Raw genomic sequence first — 22,853 nt, 5'->3', positions numbered from 1 at the left:
ACTGAACGATAAATATTAAAACGAAGGATTATAACTAATACTACGAGGTAATGATTTGGTGCAGAACTGCTCTTAAGCTTGGGCGTATTATAAGGGGTACATCCTAGTATCGCAAGCCTTATCTCATCTTTCGTGTAACTGGCGCCATATTTGGTACAAATTGCAACAATTTTAGGCGTTTGGCAGACGGAATAAATATATCGCGACCCCGCTACAGACAGCGGCTACCAGCCATGCTATCCACATCATATCCGTAGGTAAGCGATAAAATAACATAGCGGTTGATGCTGCCATCATGACCGTTGCCAGACACTTGGCATATAGAGGAACGGCATGGCTCTCCTCCCAATCGCGTACAAACTTACCAAAATACTTGTGATTGATCAGCCAAAAATGAAAGCGCTTAGAACTACGCGCCCAGCACCCTGCTGCTAGTAGTATGAATGGTGCTGTCGGCATAACCGGCAATAAGATACCGATAATTCCTAAAACAAAAAATATCCAGCCGAGCGTCACAAACGTCCAACGCATCATTGGGCTTTTGGATTGATTGGTCTTTGGCCTATGATAAAACGCTTTTTTATTATTGCTCATGACAGCCGTATCGTATGGTTAGCAAGTGAGTAAAAGAACGACATCAATCAACGCGATCATCTATCAGCGCTATTGATATCAGTCCAGATGAGCATTCATCATGCCTTAGACACTATAGGCACACAAGATTACTTTTGCGTCTTTAGTTTGTCTTTTGTTTCATATACCGAGTCGTTTTCAGAAAAAACCATTAATGAGCTCACTAACCGTAAAAACCGCTCCCCATTGAATGATGAGCGGTTTTTTATGTCTAAAGAGCGATTACTTTTATAAGATCGAATGCGTCTCAATGCTTGAATATTTTTAAGTTTATATTATCTGCCCTCGTACGGGCTGATCCCTTATATTTTCCTTAATTGACACTCTGACTCACATATCTCAAAGTCCAAATTATACCGGCCTCTTAACAGCTCGATCCCTTTTCGTCTGAGGGTCGCATCATCTGTCGGCGATATGATCACTTTGGTAATGCTCTTTAGATCGATATGGACAGGAATATACGGAATAATCACGCCTGATTTTGAGCGAAACTTAATCGATTTGTCATGCTGATTAATCACCGTCAGTATCAATCTTTTCTCTTTTTCATCAGAGAATTGTGGATTCCTTATCAGCGCAAACTCTGTTAGCGCCTCAAGTATAGAAGAGAACAGTAAGTCAGCGGTCGCATTATATCTATACTCCGTACCTGTCTTTCTGAGCGCACTATGCTCCCTAATACTGCGCACATTATTGACCAGTGCTTGTTTTCTATTTAAGAACACCTCTCTTATTTTATGCTTATCAAAATACCTTTTTATACTATTGGAGTAACTATAGATAATACTATCGAACCTGTGATGCGCTTGAGAGTGTCGATTGAATTTATTGTATTTAAAACCATCTGACAGTACGTGCTCATCGAACTCTATACAGATACCGTCATTGTGTTCACAATAAGATGTCCACTGTCTCAGGTAGTCTTTGTTATGTGTAAAAGAGGTGATATAAAACTGCTGACTGAGCCCCACCAGCATCTCTAGCAGATAGTTGGTGAGCGACAACTCTGCATCAGCCTCCAGACTGTAGTGATCGGTAGATATCTCCTGCAATCTTTCGATAATTTTTTGATAGTCCTGCGACATAGACTCAAATAACTTTTCGTCTTTTAGATTTTTTCTGACGTAATCAATACCTTTTTTCATTTCTTGATAATCATTCAAAAAAAAGATATTGGTCGCCCATATGCTTGAGTCATTGACTATACCCAAAAATCCAGCGGTACTCGTATAGTGATAGACTTTACTCATAACTTAACTCATTAGGTCTCACATATAGATGACAGAGCATTTCTAGCTGTAATAGCAAAGACAGACAAACCTTATCGTTATATTCGACTTCAGTTTACTAATCATACCTTTTTTTGCCAATATTTTCGATCGCCTATCAAAGGCATAACATATAACAACTGCACAAAGCATACCAACTCATGACTCAATCCAATACCTTGCATTACCGCTCGTAGGTCGTCTATGATGAGGCAATAGCCATATGGTAATAACCATCAGTAGTAACTATTTGGTAAAAGCTATCTACAGTCGCCGTTAGCGGTACTGATTCAGTAGCGCTACTGCTTAAAAATACTGTAATACCACTCAATCTTGTCGGGGTGCTTTGCTTTTGACGTTCTAACGTCGTCAAAACCATCGCTGAGAGACACCCGTGAACCTGAAGCAGTTAGCACTGACGTAGGAAACAAGCATGACATACCTTATCGTCTATGGATAAGGTACGTAAATAAGGAACGCAGATATGCGATATGGATAAATGAGGTACCAATACCCATACGCCTATCATATGTAGATTTTGCTTTTCTTGTTTCGCCTTTCATGTTGTATTTGAACAGCATCAGTCTGATTGTTTTCTATCATTAAAAAGGAAACAACCATGCAATCGACTACTAAACTGATCCTCACTCTCGAATGGTTCTTGAACCCTGATCACTTGCCTTTTATCGCGGGTGTGATCACAGGCGCATACGAGCAAGCAGGGTTAGATATCACTATTATTGAGCCAGATGACCATTATGATGGTTTTGCTGAACTACAGAATCAAAGCATCGATCTACATGTGAATGAGCCGATTCATCTGTTTGAACATTACGCACCTAATCTGCGCGCATTGGGCTGCTTTTTTGAGACCGATGGTGGCATATTGATGCAGCAGTCCAGTATGGATAAGCTCAAGAACCATCAGCCGATTCGCATCTGTACCCCTGCTGCTGAAGAAAAAACCAATCGTATTGGCTTTGAGATATTGGCGCGTTATGCCAAGAAAAATGGCTTTACTATCAGCCGTGATAATGTGACGTTTGTGCAAAAAGACTTCTATCACATCAAAAACCTGCAAGAAGACCCAAGTCTCGATGGTGCGTGGCTGTGCTTTTATAACTTTGAGGGCGTTGAGGCAACTCATGAAGGGTTGGACTTTACGTTTATCGATCAGCATCTGTCACCTTATCCCAACTTTTCGGCGTTAGAGATTCTGACGACGGATGAGATCTATAGCGCGAAAAAAGACGCGATAGATACCTTTATCGACGTGACCAACCAAATGACAGAGCTGTGTAAAAACGAGCCAGCCACCGCTCACCGCATGTATTACGACTATAGCAAAACCGAAGCAGATGCGCTGATGGGTGCCATCATTGATAATACGCTGGGCAGATTGATCACGCCAATCACACCTGATGCAAATAAGTGGGAAGAACTGCGCGAGATGCTAGCCGAGATCGATATTGTGACGTTGACTGATGAGCAGTATCAATCGCTGTGGGCGCTATAGAGATTTTAGAAGTTAAGTTATTTTGAATAATAAAAAACCGCCATAGTTTTGCTGTGGCGGTTTTTTTATTGTTTTAAATAAGAGCGAAGTTAAACTAATACTAAGCAGCTGATGTCCATCTCTATCGGGCTTTGACGAGTGAACTTAAGCGTGATGGGTGCGGTATCGTCAATAGCAAGGTTGCTTAGAGGCGCGCGTTGTCCGACGGTGAGATGGTTCATGGTGTTCCTTAACGTTAACGTATTATTCCTTTAAAGATAATAAGCTAATTATTGGCAGTAAAAAATTGCTCTCAAAGAAGACTGGAATAACTTTTAATCAATCTATAGCATTAGTTAAAAGCTCAAATATAGCTGGCTTTTATATTTTCGATAAAATCTCTCAAACCTTTTGGCTCTTCTGTATAAGCTGTAAAATCACATATGAAATCTTCTTCTTTAATCTGCTTCTTAAATTTTAACTTAGTATTTATTCTGTCACTTTTTTTATGAAAAGTACTTTTAGCTAAAGACAACACCCTATGAGCGATGAAAACTAACTCTTTTCCTCTGTATGAATCCAAAGAAGTGACTCTACTGAAATACTCTTTAGAATCTAAAATGTTATTTTCCACATAGCCTATTTCTGCTTGACTCAAATATTCTAAGTCAAAAATATTTTTGAAATTAGGTATAATTAACTCATTATTATCATTAATTAAATTTTTATCTTGGACTAATTTAGGTAATATATCTTTAAAAGACTTAAATTCAATTTCTGACTCACCAGTTACTATTGCTCTAAGACATATCATATAGTCTTCCAAGAGTAACAATAGATTGTCTCTTTCGCTTAGAATAAAGTTCCTAACTTTAATAAAGTCTGAATCTTCAGATATCTCACCAGTCTCACTATCTCTTTCTTTCTCTAACTTAGTTAAGGACTCTAATATATTACAAAAGAAATCGTCGGTTATGTAAAAATTTTCTATACTGTATTTATTCAAGTAAAAAACTCTAGAATCTTCTAATTTATTTTGCAAATTTAGACCGAAATCAGAATCTAAAAATATTATAAATATACTACCTGAGTAATAGTTACTTTCATTTATAACATTTAAAAATTCAATAGCTTTATCTATACCGCCACTTATAATTTTCTCTAGACTCATTTCTAGTAAAGGCCTTACTTTAGGTTCATAAAAACTATAATCTTCATCACCTTCTACAATACAGGGAATCAACTCTTTCTTTTTATAAGCTTTACTCTTCGAGATATCCATAAACTTGCTTAATAATACAGAAGTATCTTCAAGCTCAGATAACATAGCTTCCACCATACTCATAGACTAGGCTCCAATTTTTTCTTCAATATCTACTGTATACTTCTGCAATCTATTTGAAAAAATAAATGGAGAATGTGTTGAAGCTATTAAAAAACCGCAATTTTTTAAATTATAAATATCTTCTAAAATCATTTTTTGCCACTTAATAGATATTGATATTTCAGGCTCATCAAAAATTACAGCTATATTTTTATCATCAGTCAAAATCAACCTTGCGAAAATAGATATTATTTGTTTTTCTCCAGAGCTAAGTAAGCTAAAATCTATCTCTTCGTTATCTATACCTTTCAGTACTTTTAACTTTACCTTTATTTCATCATATTGGATTTTTTTGTTTTTAAGATACTTATTACAAACCTTAGAAAAGTCTTTTAATTTATTATCATTCTTGTTTTGCTCTTTGTATAGCTTAAGCATGTTATTCAAAAAATATACAAGAGTCTCATTCTCATCAATTTTTCCACTTTCAATCAATTTAAATATTTTCTCTTTACTTGCACTATTGAGATGTCTTTCATCAATCCTATTTAGTGTTTTTTTTATTTGCTCTTCATTACTTTTATCAAATATTATTATTTCGTCTTCGATATTTATTATTTCATTTATTATTTCACCATTGACTTTAGATACCCAGTTAATTGAAGACTGAATAATTTCGTTTGTAATTTTCTTAATAGCAGTCTTTACGTCATCCATTCCAAAATTTATATTATCATCCTCTACTTCTTCTAGCCCGAAATACTCAGAATTCTGTTCAATTCTTCGATATGTAGGAAGGAATAATGTTTGAAAATTTAGTTGGTCTTTAGCTCTGGTAATCTTATTTTTGATTTCTTCATATTTATCAAAAATACTTTCTATAGAATCTTTTGATTCCGACTCATTAACTAAGCTAGTTATCACTTCATCATGATAGTGATCTGAATCTACATCCAAATATTTACTAATTTTTTGATTATAAAAATGTTTAATAATTTTAGAACTTTTTGAGTTAAAAGAAATAGTGGTCTTATGATTACTTATATTACTGAATTCTTCATAGATTCTAAGTTCTATCCTACTAATACTTATAGAACTAGGTTTATTCGTTTTAGTATCCGTAAAATATAACCCAACTTCTGAAAAATTTACATCTTTTAAGTGTTTCATGTTACCACTTAAAATAGAATACACTATATTGAGTACACTAGTTTTACCAAACCCGTTATCTCCAACTATGATTAAACAATTATCATATATATCTACATTTAAGTCTTTATCGCCATGTAATTTTTTAATGACTAATTTTCCTATAGGTGTTGTTTGAAAATTCACCTCCTCTTTAGATATATCGAACTCATTATTTCTCATAATCATTACCTTTGCGTAGACTATTATTATAGATATTTATTAAAAAAACTAATAGAATTAATATTAAATTACAGGAATATTAAAGCTAATATCAAAGTGCAGATATAATTAGAACATAGTAAGAAAACTGCAAAATCGCAAGCAAGCTATTTTAAATTTTCATAATAATATCTTTAACTTTTTTACTTTTCATGGTAATGCACAATATAAGTTTCAAGTAGATAATCCATTAACCTACCCTAAAAACTTTTCAATTAATCATCACCCCAATGAGTCTCGTTCGGCATCGTCATCTCACCTTGTAAAAACCCAAGTTTGCGTTTTTACTTAACGGATTGAGTATTAACTTCTGTTTCATTCTCTACAGGAGGAAACACGATAACAAAAACCTGAACAGAGGTAGACACAGGTTAAGTATCTAGCCACTTGACCCATATTTCCTCTATCAATGATAGGTTCTTGCGCGAGGGACGAGCGCCGAGCTGAGTGATTAAAGAACAACGCCCCATGCATCGCATATTTGCCCATTTTTAAAGGACTCCGATGCTGAGGCCATGCTTTTTAAGCTTTTGCTTTTCTTATAATGCTTTTAACTGCTCCATCTGCGCCGTCGTCGCGGTCAACTGCCCTTCTAGCTCAGCCAGTTTCGCTTTCTCAGCATCGACCACTTCCGCAGGTGCTTTACTGACAAAGCCTTCGTTACCTAGCTTACGCGCGATGCCGTCGGCTTGCTTTTGTAGCTTTTCATGCGCTTTGCCCAGACGTGCTAGCTCAGCCGTAGGATCGATTAGCCCTTTCATCGGTACGAGTACCCGTAGCTGACCGACCATACTTGATGACGATAGCGGCACATCATCGCCTTCTTTGACGATGGTTAGGCTCTCGACTTTAGCAAGCGCTTTGAACTGGTTTTTGATACGTGATAGACGCGCTTCTTCATCGCTAGAGACGTTTTGTAGTAGCACTGGCAAACGTACCGCATTGCCCAATTTCATCTCACCACGGATGTTACGGACGCTCGCGATTAGCTCCTGTAGCCACGCCATATCCGCTTCAGTTTGCTCGCTGATTTGGCTGTCATCGGTCTGTGGATAGTCAGCGACCACGATGCTGTCGGTGTTTTTACGACCCAGTAGTGGCGCGATGGTCTGCCAGATTTGCTCAGTCAGATACGGCATGATTGGATGGGTGAAACGTAGCGCCGTCTCTAGTACGTGCAGTAGCACATAGCGGATTTGCGCTTTACGCTCGTCAGATACTGAGTCATCATTTAGACTGGCTTTGGCAAGCTCAACGTACCAATCACAGTATTCGTTCCAGATGAACTCATAGATATCTTGGCTGACCATATCGAGACGATACTGAGCGAAATGCTGATGGATATCGGCAACGGTAGAGTTCAGACGACTCATGATCCACTTTTCTGGTAATTCCCACACGTCAGGGTTCGCCGTTTGGTCGATAGGCTTGGCATTGCTGTCACCATCGACACAGTTCATGAGTACAAAACGGCTGGCGTTCCAGATTTTATTACAGAAGTTGCGATAGCCTTCGACACGCTTAAGGTCAAAGTTGATATCGCGACCAGTACTAGCAAGCGAGGTAAAGGTAAAGCGTAGTGCATCCGTACCATAAGCTGGGATACCCTCTGGGAACTCTTTACGCGTTTGCTTCTCGATCTTGGCCGCGTCTTTTGGATTCATCATGTTGCTGGTGCGTTTTTCTACCAGCGCTTCTAGCTCAATACCATCGATTAGGTCAATCGGATCTAAGACGTTACCTTTCGATTTTGACATTTTCTGACCATTGCCATCACGTACCAGACCATGCACATATACGGTCTTAAACGGTACTTGCGGCGTACCGTCTTCGTTTTTCACAAAGTGCATGGTCATCATGATCATGCGCGCAACCCAAAAGAAGATAATGTCAAAACCTGTCACGAGCACGCTGGTCGGATGGAAAGTGTCCATCACGCGTGGATCGGCGTTGACGTCTGCCCAGTCAAGCGTACTGAACGTCCATAGACCTGAGCTGAACCATGTATCGAGCACGTCATCATCTTGGCGCAGTTTTACATCGTCGCTTAGGTTGTATTTAGTACGCACTTCCGCCTCATCACGGGCGACATAAATCTCACCTGTCGCATCGTCATACCATGCGGGGATACGATGACCCCACCACAGCTGACGACTGATGCACCAGTCCTGCAGATCAGTCATCCACGCCATATACATGTTTTTGTACTGTGCAGGGACGAACTCAATACTGCCGTCTTCTACTGCATCAATCGCAGGCTTAGCCAGCTCTTTAACAGCGACATACCACTGATCGGTCAACCATGGCTCAACGATCGTACCGCCACGCTCAGCACGTGGTGCTTTTAGCGCGTAGTCCTCGATATCTTCTAGCCAGCCTTGCTCGCCTGCTTGCTCTACAAGGAATTTACGCGCGGCAAAACGCTCAAGTCCTGCGTATTCGCTCGGTGTGGTCTCTAATTCTGGCTCACGCGTTTGCAAGTCAGGATAGACTTCCATCGCTGGTAGGATATTGGCGCGCTCATCAAGGATGTTAATCAATGGCAAACTATGGCGACGACCCAATTCATAATCGTTAAAGTCATGCGCTGGAGTGATTTTGACACAACCCGTACCAAAGTCTTTTTCGACATAATCATCAGCGACGATAGGCACGACGCGACCCGTAATCGGCAAAGTAATAGTTTTGCCAACCAAATGCACGTAACGCTCATCGCTAGGATTGACCGCAACAGCAGTATCACCGAGCAAAGTCTCAGGACGTGTGGTGGCTACGACCAGATAGTTTTTACCATCTTGAGTGGTCAGCTCTGTATCCGTGAAATGATAGCGAAAATGCCATAAGCTACCTTTTTCATCATGGTTTTCGACTTCGAGGTCAGACAGCGCAGTTTGGAACTTAGGATCCCAGTTCACCAGACGCTTACCACGATAAATAAGTCCATCGTCAAACAGGCGAACGAACACTTCTTTTACTGCGTTAGATAGACCATCATCCATGGTAAAACGCTCACGCGACCAATCAACCGAGCTACCTAGACGACGAATTTGGCTGGTGATATTGCCGCCCGACTCTTCTTTCCATTCCCATACTTTATCGATGAAATCTGCACGGGTCATGTCACGGCGCTTGATACCTTGCGCTTCCAGACGACGCTCAACAACCATCTGGGTGGCGATACCCGCATGATCTGTACCTGGTTGCCACAGCGTATTGTCACCATCCATGCGGTGATAGCGGGTGAGCGCATCCATGATGGCGTTGTTAAAACCATGACCCATGTGCAGCGAGCCTGTGACGTTTGGTGGTGGCAGCGCGATAGAAAACGACTCGTCTTTGTCAAACGTCGGCTGAAAATAGCCGCTCTCTTCCCAGCCTTGATACATACCTGCTTCGACTTGTGCAGGATTATAGGCATTTTCTAGTTGGCTTAGCGCCGCTTGGATAGATTGCGTGAGGGTCTGGTTACTCATAATAGGGTGATCTTATTGTTGGTAATGAATGTGGTCAAACTGAGATGGCACAGAATGCTATAAAAACAGAGAAAGTTATTGATAGTGTGATTTTAACGCAGATAGGCAGATTTTGTTAGATAGTAAGGCAATTTATAGGACGTGAACCGCATTTATTCCTCAATTAACAACCCCAGTCAGCCAAACGCGCAACAGAATATCTTACCCTCATACGATAAAATATGAATGGTAGCTGTATTTGAGCATACTAAAATTTAAAACTACCAAGCCTGAAACGTACTAAAACACTATATAACCAACAGTGAGCTGACCGTGCCCCAAGATACCGAGCAACCCTCTAACTCTCAAAGCAACTTGCCAAACGATAATGCTCTGCATACGAGTACCACAAGTCACGTAAATTCAGATGACGATGCGCTGAATGGCAGTCACAAAAATAACAGTATGGAGCACAGTCATACCCTACAGCACAGCCACGCCGTAGAAGACATTCACGCCGGCTCTCATATAGACAGCTCTGATGTGGACAGCCATCACTCAGATAACCACATAAAAGCCACAGAAGAACTGGATAATGATGACTTGCCAGAAGAAATCAGCGAAGAAGATAAAGAAACCATCAAAAAAGTCGCCAGTGATGACAATCTAAGCCAAGCAAAAAGCTACGCCAGTATCTTGGTAGAGCAAGTCATCCATGCCAAAGAAACCTTTCAGCGCTCACTTGGGTCGTTATTTACCAGTGCCTTTACCGCTGGGCTCGAGATTGGTATCAGTTTTTTTGTGATTTTATCCGCGTTTGCACTACTAAATGACGTATTGCCCAGTCGCTATGCGATGGTATTGTCGTCCCTACTCTATCCGATTGGCTTTATTATTGTGGTGATCGGTCAGTCGTTATTATTTACTGAACAAACATCCCTACTCAGTCTGCCTGTACTCAATAAAATCGAACCACTGCATAAATTGCTCAGGCTGTGGGGCATCGTTATTGCTGGTAATATCGTGGGCGGTTGTATATTTGCAGCCCTTATGATTGGTCTAGGTCTACACATGCACCTGTTTACAGATCATGCTATTGACGCCTATGCCGAGCATATTTTGGGGTTTGAGTGGTGGGTTATCTTTGGCAGTGCAGTGCTGGCAGGCTGGATGATGGGCGTCGCTGCATGGCTAGTGACTTCTGCCCGTGACACTCTGAGCCGTATCGTCTTGGTCACCCTCATCACTGGTAGTATTGGGTTCTTGGGATTGCACCATAGTATCGTGGGCAACATCGAGGTATTTTCAGCACTGCTATATGGCAATACCGTCAGCCTCTGGCACTATTTGGTATTTTTAGTCGTGGTACTGGTGGGCAATACGGTGGGTGGCGTGGTATTCGTTGCCGTACTCAAAAACCGTACGTTCTTATTTGAAATCGAAAAGGTCAAAGAGCAAACTGCCGAGGCGAGAGCAAAAATAGACAGACGAAGATTTTAGATTTGAGATAAAAAGAGGTACTACACACAAAAGCCCGCAACGCACTTCCTTATACGAAGCGTATTGCGGGCTTTTTTATTGCATCATACATTACTACTTTTTTGCCAAGTACTGTCTCAACTGGCGCAATCATACATTATTACGGTTATCTTAATATTTTAAGCACCTTACATTCTACGTGCTGCCAATACACTGTTTTCTATCTCGGTTTTTTTGGCTTTATTGTGCTGAGCTGTGAATACTCTGACCATGATACCAGCGGTCAAGAACATAATTAGCGTGTAGATAGCTGGCGTCAACGACATCTTATAGTTAGCGAGCAGCGTCAATGCCATAAACATCGATAGCGTACTGTTTTGTAGACCGACTTCCATGGTGATTGATCTTCTCTGTTCAGGATTGAGACCAAACCATTTACTCGTATAATACCCAAGTGCCATCGTTGATACGTTTAATATGAGCGATACAGGACCAGTAGCAATTAGGGCCTCTACAATGATGTCTCGTTGCACATAGCTCAAGAAAAGCACCAAGAAGCTCAAAAAGATCACCCCAAAACGGGATACCATAACCTGTGCTCTATCAGCAAAGTTAGGCTTATATTTTTTGATCAGCATCCCGATACTAACCGGCAAGATAGTCAGCGCAATCAGACTAATCATGGTCTTGGCGACTGGCAGTTGAAACTCGCTGCCCGCTCCCATGAAGTAGACGAGCGAAAAGCTAAGTACGATAGGAATGGTAAATACAGTAATGACGCTGGCAATAGCGGTCATTGTAACCGACAGGGCGACATCGCCTTTGGCAAGGTAAGTGAATAGGTTTGATGTGGTGCCACCAGGACACAGTACCAGCAACATAACCCCAACCGCATACTCAGGCTCTAATGACATAGACGCCGCTAAAGCAAAACCAACCAGTGGTAAAAATATAAGCTGATTGGTGAGACCTATACCGACGGCCTTGGGGTACTTGACGACTCGTTTAAAGTCATTGGTAACTAGGGACAGTCCCATTCCCATCATAATTAAAAAAATACTGATAGGAATAACTTTTGAATTTACAAACGTGACTAACTCCACACCTTCCATAACTACATCCTTGTAGATAGAGCCCTTACACGGGCAAGTTTATGACAACGTTGTGATGCTCAATCAGCCAATCCTGCTGATATCTGGGGTAACAGCCATCGATGTTGTCAGCTCTTTATATAATCTTGATTCACACAACTGTGTGCTTAGAACGACAATTTTTTGATGATACTCATCTTTTACGGTATTAATTCTTTATGGTACTGGTCTTTTACGGTATTGGTTTTTATAGTACGAGTACTTGTAATACTGATTCTTGTAGTACTAATTTTTGGCAATAACGATTTTTAGTCCATACGAACCGAAATAATAACGGAACGGCAAAATTCAGTATATCGTTGTAAAAGTGTATGTATTTGATTTTTTTGACTACTCGTCAGTCAACTATCAGTTTATATGTCTGAGACTGAGGTAAAAACGATCTAGACGGGTATCACGTGAGGTGTAGCAGATGTATGGTCAGTACTGATTACCGCTGTACCATAGGCTATGGCTTCTACCATACTGCCCAATTGGTTGACATTGGTGACTTCTAAGCGCAAACCATAGATATGTGTGTAGCCTTTGGCTTTTGCTTGGGTGCGCATACGGACGATCGCCTCACGGCGCGCGCGATCTAATAATGTCTCGTAGGTAGTTAGGTTTTTGCCAAAGACACTCAGTACACGGGCGATAATCATTTTAAAATAATCTTGCGCGATGACAACACTACCCAGTACCAGCTCACCCTCACTACCAGTCGCCAGCAGAGGACGATAGAAGCGTTCACTTGAGACGGTAATATCACCCAATGCTTGCTCTGCTACTCTTAGCTGCGCTAAATGCTGACGCTCGTGACGCGAGCCAAAAAACCAACCAGCAGCGAATAGAAAGACAAACGGCCCATAATTGATAAGCACTTGCATCAGTGAGTCATTCATGGCACGTCTCTCATCATAAACAGCACTACAGCTTTTAGCATTATATAATTAACCGAAATGAATTAATCAAACAAAATTAACCAAAGGGATTGAAACGCGGTAAATCATCGGGCGCGGTTGGGGTTTGAGGATTCATATGTTGAGCTGAGTGATGGTGGCTATCACTTGGCGGGTTTTGGAATTGTTGCTGCGGTACCGCTTTGACAGCCGTACCATAGACAAACAGCTCTGAGGCACCCTGTGCGATACTAGAAGTTGAAAAGCGTAGTCCTACAATCGCATCAGCACCCAGCGCCTCTGCCTTGACTATCATACGATCTATCGCCTCTTGACGTGACTCTTCTAACAGCTCGGTATAAGCCGTCAGCTCACCACCGACGATGTTTTTTAGTCCAGCAAACAAGTCTTTGCCTACATGCTTTGAGCGTACTGTGCTGCCGTATACCACATCTATGCGCTCGGTGATTTGATAATTGGGCAGGTGTTCAAGATTGGAGAGTTGCACAGCCATAACAAGACCTTATCAGTGACTTATAACGTATCTAAGAAAATGACCAAAATACATGGGGCAGCTTTAATATAAGTAAAGAGACTATGCTATTGTACTAGTGCGTGCCACTATATGCCGCTAGTAGTACCACACAGTGGTATAGTCTCCTAGAGTAACGACTAGTCATTGGTATGGAACAATAAGAACAGCTCGGTCAAATTACCCTCGATGCTATTAGCCATTTGTACCATCTTATCTTCATCTTTACGCATTTCAGACAGCTCTGGATCTTCATCATCGATGCCGCTTAGTACGATCATTGGCAAGGTCAGTACAGCAACGTCTTCTGCTGTCTCTTCGTCTTCGAACCAATCGCTCGCCTCATCGCCATACATCGCATCGACAAAACCAATCGACCAAGCCACGATATCCGACTCATCTGAAAAATCAACTGCTACCTCTTCGTCACCAGCATCTTCACCAAATGGTAACTCAATCGGCGTCTCGTTTTTTAGCTCAGCCATGATCGAGTCACGCCAGCGTTTGATGCCATCGATGACATTGTCTGGAATCTCACTCACATGTCCTTCAAAAAGCGCATCCATCCAGTTAGGCAGTGGACGACCGATGACAGTCGCTGTCAAAAAGCCATGCGCCGCGACACTATCGAGCACGAACTGGCTCTCTTGGTTATCCAAATAATCTAGTAATTCATCAAAACTTAGTTGGTTACTCATGGTTTGGTAGTCCTTGAAAGATAGGTGTCATCAACCGCAGCAATTGATCCGTTGTATGCAAGATGGTGGATGGTCTGAAAACAAAAGCTGCTTGAATCACTAAAACCAAGCAGCCTTTATGAAGTATGTATCATCAGATAGAAACGACTGCGAGCAACTGTAAATAACAACAAACAGCGAGTACTCTATATCAACAATTGAATAGTAATGTGTCGGTCGATCATTAAAGCACTTTAGTCAGCTTAGACGATCAAAGCATACAAATTAAAAGTCATCATCGTCCCAGTCATCGCCGTCTTCATCGAAATTGTCTATATCATCTAGATCGTCTTTTAATTCTTTAGCCAAACGCTTTTCTTCTAGCAAATTATCGATCAGTCGACGCTTCTCTAAACTACTCAAGCGCGTACGTACGCTCGTCTCAGCTTCTTCAACCATCTTTGCATCATCATCGTCGACAAAATCATCATCAAAATCGTCGTCAATATCAGCGTCACTCATGACAAACTCCTATCATTTTTAGGCAAGGGTATTAAATATACATTAATATATATATGCCTTATAAAGTCTCTGTTGAATGTTGTCAATGCTTTTTCTTAATATGTCACATTTCGGCCTCAGTGCCAAGACCGTGATATAGGTAATATAGCGGACAATTGTAATATAAATAATGCCTCTACATAGATGACTCATCGTCGTCTTCAATCATCAGCACCGCATTACGCACGTCTGCCAATCGCTGAATCAGGGAATCATTACCACCATCGAATATCGCACATTCTCGCTCATAAACTGTCGTTGGGCGCATGATGCTATGTACTTGTACATGATTGCTGATCTGTTTGAGACCTGCATTAGGTAATAGTATCAACAGCTGCTCTTTTTTGCCGATACTCTGTAGCAGATGTGTCATTGCTTCTGCTTGCGCCTCATCGCTGACACCTGCTTTTGCTGGTAAGGCAAAACGTGACAGCTCAATGTGCTTATCGTGAATGATTTTGTTAAGCATCAAGTACAATTTGGCGAGCATCACACCAGCCAGCGCCACTTTTGCATGGCTATTGTCCGCCTTTAATACCACGCTTGCGCCATCGTCCTCGAAACGTGCCTCATTGGTCGCACTGACGCCCAGCAATAGTGGCTGTTTGAGTAGCTCGGTCACTGCCTGATTGAGCAGTTGCGTACACAGCGCCAGATAAGGTAGGCGCTGAGCTGGTGCTAAACGCTCCAGCATATTGAACTCATCATGAAAGACGATTTGGACTCGTACGCTATCAACGTTTCGCGTCGCAGACAGTTTAGCTGTATGACTACTGGGCTGATCGTCGCTCGTCGCTGCTGCGCCAACGACACTATCCTCAGTCGTGGCGGTCAAGCTGCTCGCTTCGTCATTGACGCCTTGATTTTGCTGTGTTCTGAGATATTCGTTGACTTCGTTATGTACATTGAACGTACGTGTGTTCGTTGTGTCTTCGGTCAGCGCTTGTTCGGGAGCGGCGCTAGATGCTTTACTATTAGTGTCTGTGCGGCGCTCAAGATCACGATTGTAGCCTCGCTGGTCGACCTGATTATATTGCTCGCGGTACAGCTCTTGAATACTGCGACTTAGTGCGCTGATTTGCTCCTTGGTAGGGCGTGCAAGATAACCATAAATTAACCATAACAATAAATGCAGTAGCATTGTGCCGATCACGAACGGCCATTGCATGGTAATGATTTCGCCCTTACTGACATCTTTTAGGGTCAGTGCGACGCTACCAATCACCGCGTCACCGTTGGTTGCGATTTGGCGAATCGTATCCCCTTGTTGCATCGGCGCGTTACCTACTGGCACTAGGATCTCGTCGGTGTTGTCTTTGATAAGTATTCGCGTCACATCTTGCTCGCTGGTATAGCGATTAGCAATAACGCTAAGACTGACTCGGTCTTTGTTTTCTAAAGACAGTCTTGCTTCATCAATCAGCTGGGCGACCATCTGCTCGCCTTTTAACGCACGACTTTTGCTCAGCTGTTGGTCGGTACTGATGACCAACAACAGCGTCTGCAAACAAAAACTAACCAGAAGAATAATGGCAAACAACCCTTGCCGCGGCGCTAAATACGTCATGATATGGTAAACTTTTTTGGAGAAAAGAAATTAAAAAACGAGGCTATTGCTCATTTTTTGGCTATTTTTTAGAAAATGTTGATGCGGGCATACTGATGCAACTTCACTGAGGTTTATCAGCACATAGGCTCTGATGTCTTTGGCTTAGCGTTACTACCTATTGCTCAGTTTGTCTTGTCTACTATATCACCATAACAAACCTTATAGCGTGAGTCGCTTTATAAATTTATCATAATAACAGCAATGCATTTCTATCGCGTCTTACATCATAAGATCTGTTTTTGAGCATCATTTCTGTTTTTAAACATCATTGTTACTTTGCGCGTCATCTATAGGCGCTGCTCAGGAAAACTGTTATTATTCCCAATCTTATATGAGCATACAAGGGACAAATGAGCCATGCCAAAAAATACCTCTTATTCGTTACCAAAAGACAGCAAAGCATGGCAGCAAGCCGTCGACTCTATTGCGACATTATTGCCTGATGATACCAATCTGCAAGATTTTGATGCGCTACAATCGCTACCTGTTTTTGCACTTATCGTCGTACTACCGACGCAAGTGTCAGCAATCGATATTCATCAATATATTCAGTCTTGGGTAGATGAACAGCCAAGCTGGCATTTGGTGACTGTCGCAGAAGATACTGATGCCAGTTTTGTCAATATCACAGTATCTGATACGGAGCCGACGGCGGCAGATGCACAGCGCCTCCCTTTTACCAATGCTCAAGTGTACCGCTATTTGCTAGTACCCGTGACTGATACCCTGATGCATCCTGGCAAAAAGACTGCCGCCGCCCACATCATCGATGATCAGCTAACCACTCGCCTGCGTCATGATTTGTCTGAACAATACAACACTGGTATTGCAGATAGTGCTGTCGACCTAAACGTTGTCGATTGTCATATTTTGTCTGTCGGTCATATGCTGCGCACCCATAAGCTTGCTTGCTTTGACATGGATTCGACTTTGATTGAACAAGAAGTCATCGTAGAACTGGCAAAAACGGCTGGTATTGGTGAAGAGGTCGAAGCCATCACTGAAGCTGCGATGCGCGGCGAGATTGATTTTGATGAGTCATTTGCTCAGCGTGTGGCGTTGCTAAAAGGCACCTCTACTGAGGTACTTGATGATATTTGTAACCGCTTAACATTATCAGTTGGTGCACGTACCACCATCAGTGCGCTAAAAGCATTGGGCTATCATACGGTGCTGGTCTCAGGCGGTTTCACTTATTTTGCCCGCTATATCGCTGAGCAGCTGGGTATCGATGAAGTCCATGCTAACGCCTTGGATATTGAAGACAATGAAGTAACTGGTCATGTGCAGTTTCCTATTGTTAATGGTGCCAAAAAAGCCGCTATCGTCGAGCATACTGCTGAACGCTTGGGCATCAAGATGTCACAAGTGGTCTGTATCGGAGATGGTGCTAATGACCTGCCGATGATGGCGCTTGCTGATCTAGGGGTTGCCTATCATGCTAAGCCAATCGTGCAAGCACGTGCAGATGCCGCTATTAATGTGACTGGTCTTGAGGGTACGCTTTATGCACTCGGCTATCCAGCGCTTGCGCCTACTGAGTAATCACTAAACATTCTAGAGTACCTGCTAAGCTGGATTGATGTTTTTTTCATTGATCCAGCTTTTATGCGTTAGTGCATGCCTTATGAGATGGTTTTACTTCGATGGTTTAATATTCTAGTAGTACCCACCACTTATATTTTTCATTGCTTATTAGTCATTCATGCTTAGATGACACTTACTCTCAAACCATACTCACTTCCAAAAAATAAAGGACTGTTCATGACGGCACCACAATCTCCACGGCCAAACCAGCCGTCAGCAGCGCAGCTACTTGATACCAGCACGGCTCCTGTACGCAACGACAACCCAAAACAACTTTTGGGGGTTTATCTCAAAGGAATGGCTATGGGAGCCGCTGATATCGTACCTGGTGTTTCTGGTGGTACCATTGCACTGATTGCCGGCATCTATGAGCGCTTGATTAATGCGCTTAGTAGCATTGGTCCCAATCTATGGCAGATATTTCGCCAAGAAGGCGGCATCAAAGGATTCGCTGCGATTTGGCGCCACGTTGATGCGACATTTTTGTTGTGCTTACTACTTGGTATTGTCACAAGTTTTGCTACGCTAGCTGGTATCATCAAGCATCTACTGGACAACCAACCGCTCCTCATTTGGTCGTTCTTTTTTGGGTTAGTTGTCGCGACCGTATTTATCTTATTGAGTGAAATCAAGCACTGGAACATAGGCCGTGTGGCATTGTTTACTATTGGATTAATTACTGCTGTGGGCGTTAGTAGCCTGCCACTACTCGCAGCCACACCCAGTCTGCCCTATTTGTTTTTTGCAGGGGCAATCGCTATTTGTGCCATGATCCTGCCAGGTATATCAGGGTCTTTTATTTTGCTACTGTTAGGTGCTTACGATGCGGTACTAGAAGCAGTCGACACGATGAATCTAAGCGTCATCCTAACTGTCGTCGCAGGTATGGCGACTGGATTGTTGTTATTTACTCGCGCATTAAAGTGGTTATTGTCCCGCTACTATCAAGCAACATTGGCACTGCTGACAGGGTTTATCGCAGGCTCTCTAGTAAAAGTCTGGCCGTGGAAAGTAGATGTTTCGGGTGCGCTTAACAGCGAGGCAATCAATAACGTCATGCCATGGCAATATCCTACTGGTCCACACTGGGTCACCACAATTGGTCTTATGCTGATCGGCGCTGTTTTGGTGTCCTTACTATCGTGGTGGGGCAATCGTACCAATCGAGTCTAAGCGTTTGGCAGACTGTCAATTCTAAAACTGACAATCATATTAGCGAACTTACCAGCTAACAGATGACATCCCAAGCAAGCAAAACCATTTCCGTATCACTCAAAATGAGCGCCAGTCCTCACGGCGCTTAGCCTAAAACCTAGCCATCAAATATCTTAAAAACAAACTAAAAAAATCAAACGTCAACGGTTGTCGCAAAGTCGCCTATACCCTCTTTAGCTTTGTCCGATAACCTTTCATAATAGCTTCATTGGAGTTCACCTTATGAATAGCGAGATGAATGATGGTAATGACGGTTTTTTCTTTTATTGGTGTAGAGGCATGGAGTAGCACAGCTTGGCTGGGCTATGGCTTGCTGGTAGGGATGATTGTGGCACTCGCCTTATCATCACAGCGTTGGCTTTTATGGTATCTGTTTGGCGGGATGGTTTATTGGCTGAGCGTTGAGGTTATCCAGAATATCTTGGCAGGTCGCTCGATGTTATCTGCACTGTCAGAATGGCACAGCTATGTCATTGCTATGGGTATCAGCTGGTTGCCTTTGGCAGGTTGGGTGTTGTATCGAGCATTGCGTTACGACGATGTGAGCCAGTCAGTGAGTCAGCAGCGCGAGCTGGAAGCGGCACGTTATGTTGAGCATACACCTGTTTACGATGATGATTACCATCCACGCTTTCACTAATCCTGTCTTATATATGCCGCTGTCTCATTCATAATACTGACATCGAATGTTACAAGATACTTAACGCACTCTACTTAACTCCTAAAGAGTTCAAAGCATCTGATAGTTTATAATCTAATTATATATTTATTATAAAAACTGGTATAAAGTACGTTTTATTTTTATGCCCCATCCTTTAGGAGTTCCACTATGTTTACTATTCCTGTATTAGATATCAAATCTGACCCATTAGATGCATTGCTCGCAGTCGTTGGCTACCGTCTATCTATGCTAGCTGATAGCGACAACGAAGATGTCAAAGCATTGTTTGCTGATCGCAACGTCACCATTGAGTTTGCCAGTACCGAATCTGATATCGCTCGTTCTTTTAGCTTTGATAACGGACAGTTTAGTCAACAAAGTGGTCATGCAAAAGACGCAGATCTTACCATCACTTTTAAAGACTCTATGACTGGTGTAAAGCTATTGACCAAAGGCAGCTTACCTGCGTTTATGACAGCTGTTCAAGAAGGCAATCTGAGCATTGAAGGTGACTACAGCTTAATGATGTGGTTCAATAAACTGGCTAAACATATCGTGCCAGCCGTACCAGAAGAGTGCAAACCATACCTCCAAAAAGCCAAGCCTTATGTTTATAAAGCACAGCAGCTTGCTGGACATTGGGTTGGGGTTGCTAAGCATAAATTGGGTAAATAAATAATCGTAAGTCAGGTCAAATAAATCAGAGATTTAGTATTGAGCTGGTTACATAAACGGCTAATGTATTAGATCATAGTAAGTAGTAAAAAGTTTGTCATGCAGTTGAGCAGAATATAAATCCTTACTATTTATGTGCGCTACTGTGACATTTATACATACTCTCTAGCAGGGTTCTGATTTTCTAAAAAGGTTGCGGTATACTATACTGCAACCTTTTTTGTTACCTTATAAATGACAACAGATAACAATATTGATTTTACCCAATACTAACTAATATCTATAAAAGGACTTACCTTATGGCAGGACTGCTTAGCATCTCTGAACCAAACGCCGATAGCCTAATTGATGACGGCGCAATCGAGGATAGCCTAATCAATGATAGTACTTCGACAATATATAGCCGTGACGATATCGCTCAGTTGTTTGACCTTCCGTTAATGGATTTGCTGCTACAAGCGCAAACTATTCATAGAGAGCATTTCAAAGCCAATGAAGTACAAATCAGTACACTACTGTCTATTAAGACGGGTAACTGTCCTGAAGATTGTGGCTATTGTTCTCAATCGGGTCACCACCGCGACACGACAAAGCTACAAGCAGAAAAACGCATAGAAGTGGACAAGGTCATCGCTGCAGCAAAACGTGCTAAAGCAGCTGGCTCCTCACGCTTCTGTATGGGTGCGGCTTGGAAGCATCCAAGCGCCAAAGATATGCCTTATGTGGTAGAGCTCGTTAAGGAAGTCAAAGCATTGGGGCTTGAGACCTGTATGACGCTAGGTATGCTCGATACCAATCAAGCAACGCAGCTCGCCGATGCAGGACTGGACTATTACAATCATAACTTAGATACTTCGCGTAGCTATTATGAGCAGGTGGTCAGCACACGTAGCTATGACGAGCGTTTGGATACGATAGAAAACGTGCGCAACTCTGGCATCAATGTCTGTAGTGGCAACATCGTTGGCATGGGCGAGAGCCGTGATGACCGTATTGATTGGGTTCACGAGCTACTCAAGATGCCAAAAGCACCTGAATCTATTCCTGTGAACTTGTTGGTTCCTATTGCTGGGACACCAATTGGTGATAAAGTGTTGGCGGAAGGTCAATTGTCAGTACTTGAGTGGATTCGTACCATTGCTGTGGCGCGTATTTGCTGTCCAACCAGTTACGTGCGTTTGTCTGCTGGTCGTGAGAGTCTATCAGACTCTGAGCAAGCCCTAGCCTTTATGGCAGGTGCCAACTCTTTCTTTTATGGCGACAAGTTACTGACGACTGGTAATGCAAGTCAATCAGGCGACGATAGACTCATGCGTGAGCTTGGTCTAACCAAGCAGTTTGCCGCCCCAAGAGCACCTAAAGTGTTACCTGTAATGGATGCAATGAACGGTCATCAAACCCAAGTGGTATTGGCTGACTAATGTGGCCATGTGCAGTTGCTATGCATTAACAACATGCATCAGTAACCTGCATCCATAATCTGCATTTGACGTATCAACAGTTAGCCCTAACAGACAGTATATGAAAATAAGCCTAGGGCGTTTCCCTATTTTAAAAATGGAGATAGAAATAAGATAAATCGCAGGCAAACAAGGAAAATGGTACAGACAATATCGAGATATTGACCAGCTATTTGACGCCGTTTGTCAAAGATTTAACCATTTTTAGCCCATTTAGTGATAAAAGTTTGAATTAGGGACACGCCCTAGTAACACATGGCTAATAACAAGAGATTAAGTAATGGCAGATTATTTCAACTGGATCAAGGCGGCACATATTATTTCGATGGTCTGCTGGTTTGCGGCGATTTTCTACTTGCCGCGCCTGTTTGTTTATCATGCAATGAGTGATGATACCATTAGCCAAGAGCGCTTTTCTATTATGGAGCGCAAGCTATATCGCGGTATTATGACACCATCGATGATCGCGACATGGGTATTCGGTCTATGGATGTTGGGGCTGGGCTGGGATGTCTACAAAACCCAAGGCTGGTTACATGTCAAATTGCTATTAGTAGTGCTGCTGTCAGGCTATCATGGCGCTTGTGGGTTTTATCGTAAGAAGCTGATTGATAATCCGCATTATAAAACTCATAAATTCTGGCGCTGGTTCAATGAAGTACCTGTCTTTGCCTTAGTGATTATCGTGATTTTGGTCGTGGTAAAACCGTTTTAGGTTCAGAAGAACCATTTAACCTGTAAAACAAAAGCGTCCGTAACTTCAATGAGTTGCGGACGCTTTTTTAT

General features: G+C 42.2%; 20 protein-coding genes. 8 read left to right on the top strand and 12 right to left on the bottom strand.

Annotated features, from left to right (window positions below; all coding sequences use genetic code 11):
• Nucleotides 1-171: 171 nt before the first annotated feature.
• Both AC5JPO_RS10625 and AC5JPO_RS10620 read right to left on the bottom strand, forming a co-directional pair.
• Nucleotides 172-594, bottom strand: a complete 423-nt coding sequence (locus tag AC5JPO_RS10625) for a YbaN family protein (RefSeq protein WP_443525616.1) — start codon at nt 592-594, stop codon at nt 172-174.
• Nucleotides 595-935: 341 nt separating this feature from the next.
• Nucleotides 936-1,883, bottom strand: a complete 948-nt coding sequence (locus AC5JPO_RS10620) for a DUF2971 domain-containing protein (protein ID WP_443525615.1) — start codon at nt 1,881-1,883, stop codon at nt 936-938.
• 637 nt (nt 1,884-2,520) lie between these two features.
• Here AC5JPO_RS10620 and AC5JPO_RS10615 point away from each other — a divergent pair.
• Complete coding sequence (locus tag AC5JPO_RS10615) at nt 2,521-3,417, top strand: ABC transporter substrate-binding protein (RefSeq protein ID WP_443525614.1); 897 nt, start codon at nt 2,521-2,523, stop codon at nt 3,415-3,417.
• 89 nt (nt 3,418-3,506) lie between these two features.
• On the opposite strand, the gene AC5JPO_RS10610 is transcribed toward AC5JPO_RS10615, so the two are convergent.
• The 4 genes from AC5JPO_RS10610 to AC5JPO_RS10595 all read right to left on the bottom strand — a co-directional run bounded on the left by AC5JPO_RS10610 (nt 3,507) and on the right by AC5JPO_RS10595 (nt 9,603).
• On the bottom strand, nt 3,507-3,638 hold the full coding sequence (locus AC5JPO_RS10610) for a hypothetical protein (RefSeq protein WP_265088134.1): 132 nt from the start codon (nt 3,636-3,638) through the stop codon (nt 3,507-3,509).
• A gap of 122 nt (nt 3,639-3,760) precedes the next feature.
• Nucleotides 3,761-4,741 (bottom strand): DUF4435 domain-containing protein, encoded by a 981-nt coding sequence (locus AC5JPO_RS10605; protein WP_443525613.1) that lies wholly within the window; start codon nt 4,739-4,741, stop codon nt 3,761-3,763.
• A gap of 3 nt (nt 4,742-4,744) precedes the next feature.
• Nucleotides 4,745-6,091 carry an AAA family ATPase gene (locus AC5JPO_RS10600; RefSeq protein ID WP_443525612.1) on the bottom strand — a complete coding sequence of 449 codons (1,347 nt, stop codon included), beginning with the start codon at nt 6,089-6,091 and terminating at the stop codon, nt 4,745-4,747.
• Between the two features lie 578 nt (nt 6,092-6,669).
• On the bottom strand, nt 6,670-9,603 hold the full coding sequence (locus AC5JPO_RS10595; protein WP_443525611.1) for a valine--tRNA ligase: 2,934 nt from the start codon (nt 9,601-9,603) through the stop codon (nt 6,670-6,672).
• Between the two features lie 312 nt (nt 9,604-9,915).
• Between AC5JPO_RS10595 and AC5JPO_RS10590 the strand changes: the two genes are divergently transcribed.
• Nucleotides 9,916-11,082: a formate/nitrite transporter family protein gene (locus tag AC5JPO_RS10590; RefSeq protein WP_443525610.1), complete on the top strand. Its 1,167-nt coding sequence runs from the start codon at nt 9,916-9,918 to the stop codon at nt 11,080-11,082.
• A gap of 167 nt (nt 11,083-11,249) precedes the next feature.
• Here the strand turns inward: AC5JPO_RS10590 and AC5JPO_RS10585 are convergent, their stop codons facing one another.
• The 6 genes from AC5JPO_RS10585 to AC5JPO_RS10560 all read right to left on the bottom strand — a co-directional run bounded on the left by AC5JPO_RS10585 (nt 11,250) and on the right by AC5JPO_RS10560 (nt 16,427).
• On the bottom strand, nt 11,250-12,173 hold the full coding sequence (locus AC5JPO_RS10585) for a bile acid:sodium symporter family protein (RefSeq protein WP_443525609.1): 924 nt from the start codon (nt 12,171-12,173) through the stop codon (nt 11,250-11,252).
• Between the two features lie 422 nt (nt 12,174-12,595).
• Nucleotides 12,596-13,093 carry a YbjQ family protein gene (locus tag AC5JPO_RS10580; protein ID WP_443525608.1) on the bottom strand — a complete coding sequence of 166 codons (498 nt, stop codon included), beginning with the start codon at nt 13,091-13,093 and terminating at the stop codon, nt 12,596-12,598.
• A 76-nt stretch (nt 13,094-13,169) separates the two neighbouring features.
• A complete protein-coding gene (locus AC5JPO_RS10575) occupies nt 13,170-13,604 on the bottom strand; it encodes a YbjQ family protein (RefSeq protein WP_443525607.1) in 435 nt (144 codons plus the stop codon).
• A 158-nt stretch (nt 13,605-13,762) separates the two neighbouring features.
• Entirely contained in the window at nt 13,763-14,320 is a 558-nt protein-coding gene (locus AC5JPO_RS10570) for a YecA/YgfB family protein (protein WP_319050953.1), read from the bottom strand.
• Nucleotides 14,321-14,584: 264 nt separating this feature from the next.
• Entirely contained in the window at nt 14,585-14,821 is a 237-nt protein-coding gene (locus tag AC5JPO_RS10565) for a PA3496 family putative envelope integrity protein (protein WP_057761656.1), read from the bottom strand.
• Between the two features lie 175 nt (nt 14,822-14,996).
• The gene (locus tag AC5JPO_RS10560; protein ID WP_443525605.1) at nt 14,997-16,427 is read right to left on the bottom strand and encodes a hypothetical protein; all 1,431 of its coding nucleotides are present in this window, start codon (nt 16,425-16,427) and stop codon (nt 14,997-14,999) included.
• 399 nt (nt 16,428-16,826) lie between these two features.
• Between AC5JPO_RS10560 and serB the strand changes: the two genes are divergently transcribed.
• The 6 genes from serB (at nt 16,827) to hemJ (ending at nt 22,782) form a co-directional block, all read left to right on the top strand.
• On the top strand, nt 16,827-18,014 hold the full coding sequence (serB, locus tag AC5JPO_RS10555; RefSeq protein WP_443525604.1) for a phosphoserine phosphatase SerB: 1,188 nt from the start codon (nt 16,827-16,829) through the stop codon (nt 18,012-18,014).
• Nucleotides 18,015-18,233: 219 nt separating this feature from the next.
• On the top strand, nt 18,234-19,229 hold the full coding sequence (locus AC5JPO_RS10550; protein ID WP_443525603.1) for a DUF368 domain-containing protein: 996 nt from the start codon (nt 18,234-18,236) through the stop codon (nt 19,227-19,229).
• A 289-nt stretch (nt 19,230-19,518) separates the two neighbouring features.
• Nucleotides 19,519-19,911 (top strand): AciT family ciprofloxacin tolerance protein, encoded by a 393-nt coding sequence (aciT, locus tag AC5JPO_RS10545; protein WP_443525601.1) that lies wholly within the window; start codon nt 19,519-19,521, stop codon nt 19,909-19,911.
• 189 nt (nt 19,912-20,100) lie between these two features.
• Nucleotides 20,101-20,607 (top strand): SCP2 sterol-binding domain-containing protein, encoded by a 507-nt coding sequence (locus AC5JPO_RS10540; protein ID WP_443525599.1) that lies wholly within the window; start codon nt 20,101-20,103, stop codon nt 20,605-20,607.
• 299 nt (nt 20,608-20,906) lie between these two features.
• Nucleotides 20,907-22,028, top strand: coding sequence for a biotin synthase BioB (bioB, locus tag AC5JPO_RS10535; RefSeq protein ID WP_443525597.1), 1,122 nt, complete (start codon nt 20,907-20,909; stop codon nt 22,026-22,028).
• A gap of 319 nt (nt 22,029-22,347) precedes the next feature.
• A complete protein-coding gene (gene hemJ / locus AC5JPO_RS10530; protein WP_319050960.1) occupies nt 22,348-22,782 on the top strand; it encodes a protoporphyrinogen oxidase HemJ in 435 nt (144 codons plus the stop codon).
• The last annotated feature ends 71 nt before the right edge of the window (nt 22,783-22,853 follow it).

This window comes from Psychrobacter sp. H25 (assembly GCF_059076335.1).
Note: the sequence above shows the minus strand (reverse complement) of the source record. Positions and strands in the feature narration are given on the sequence as shown.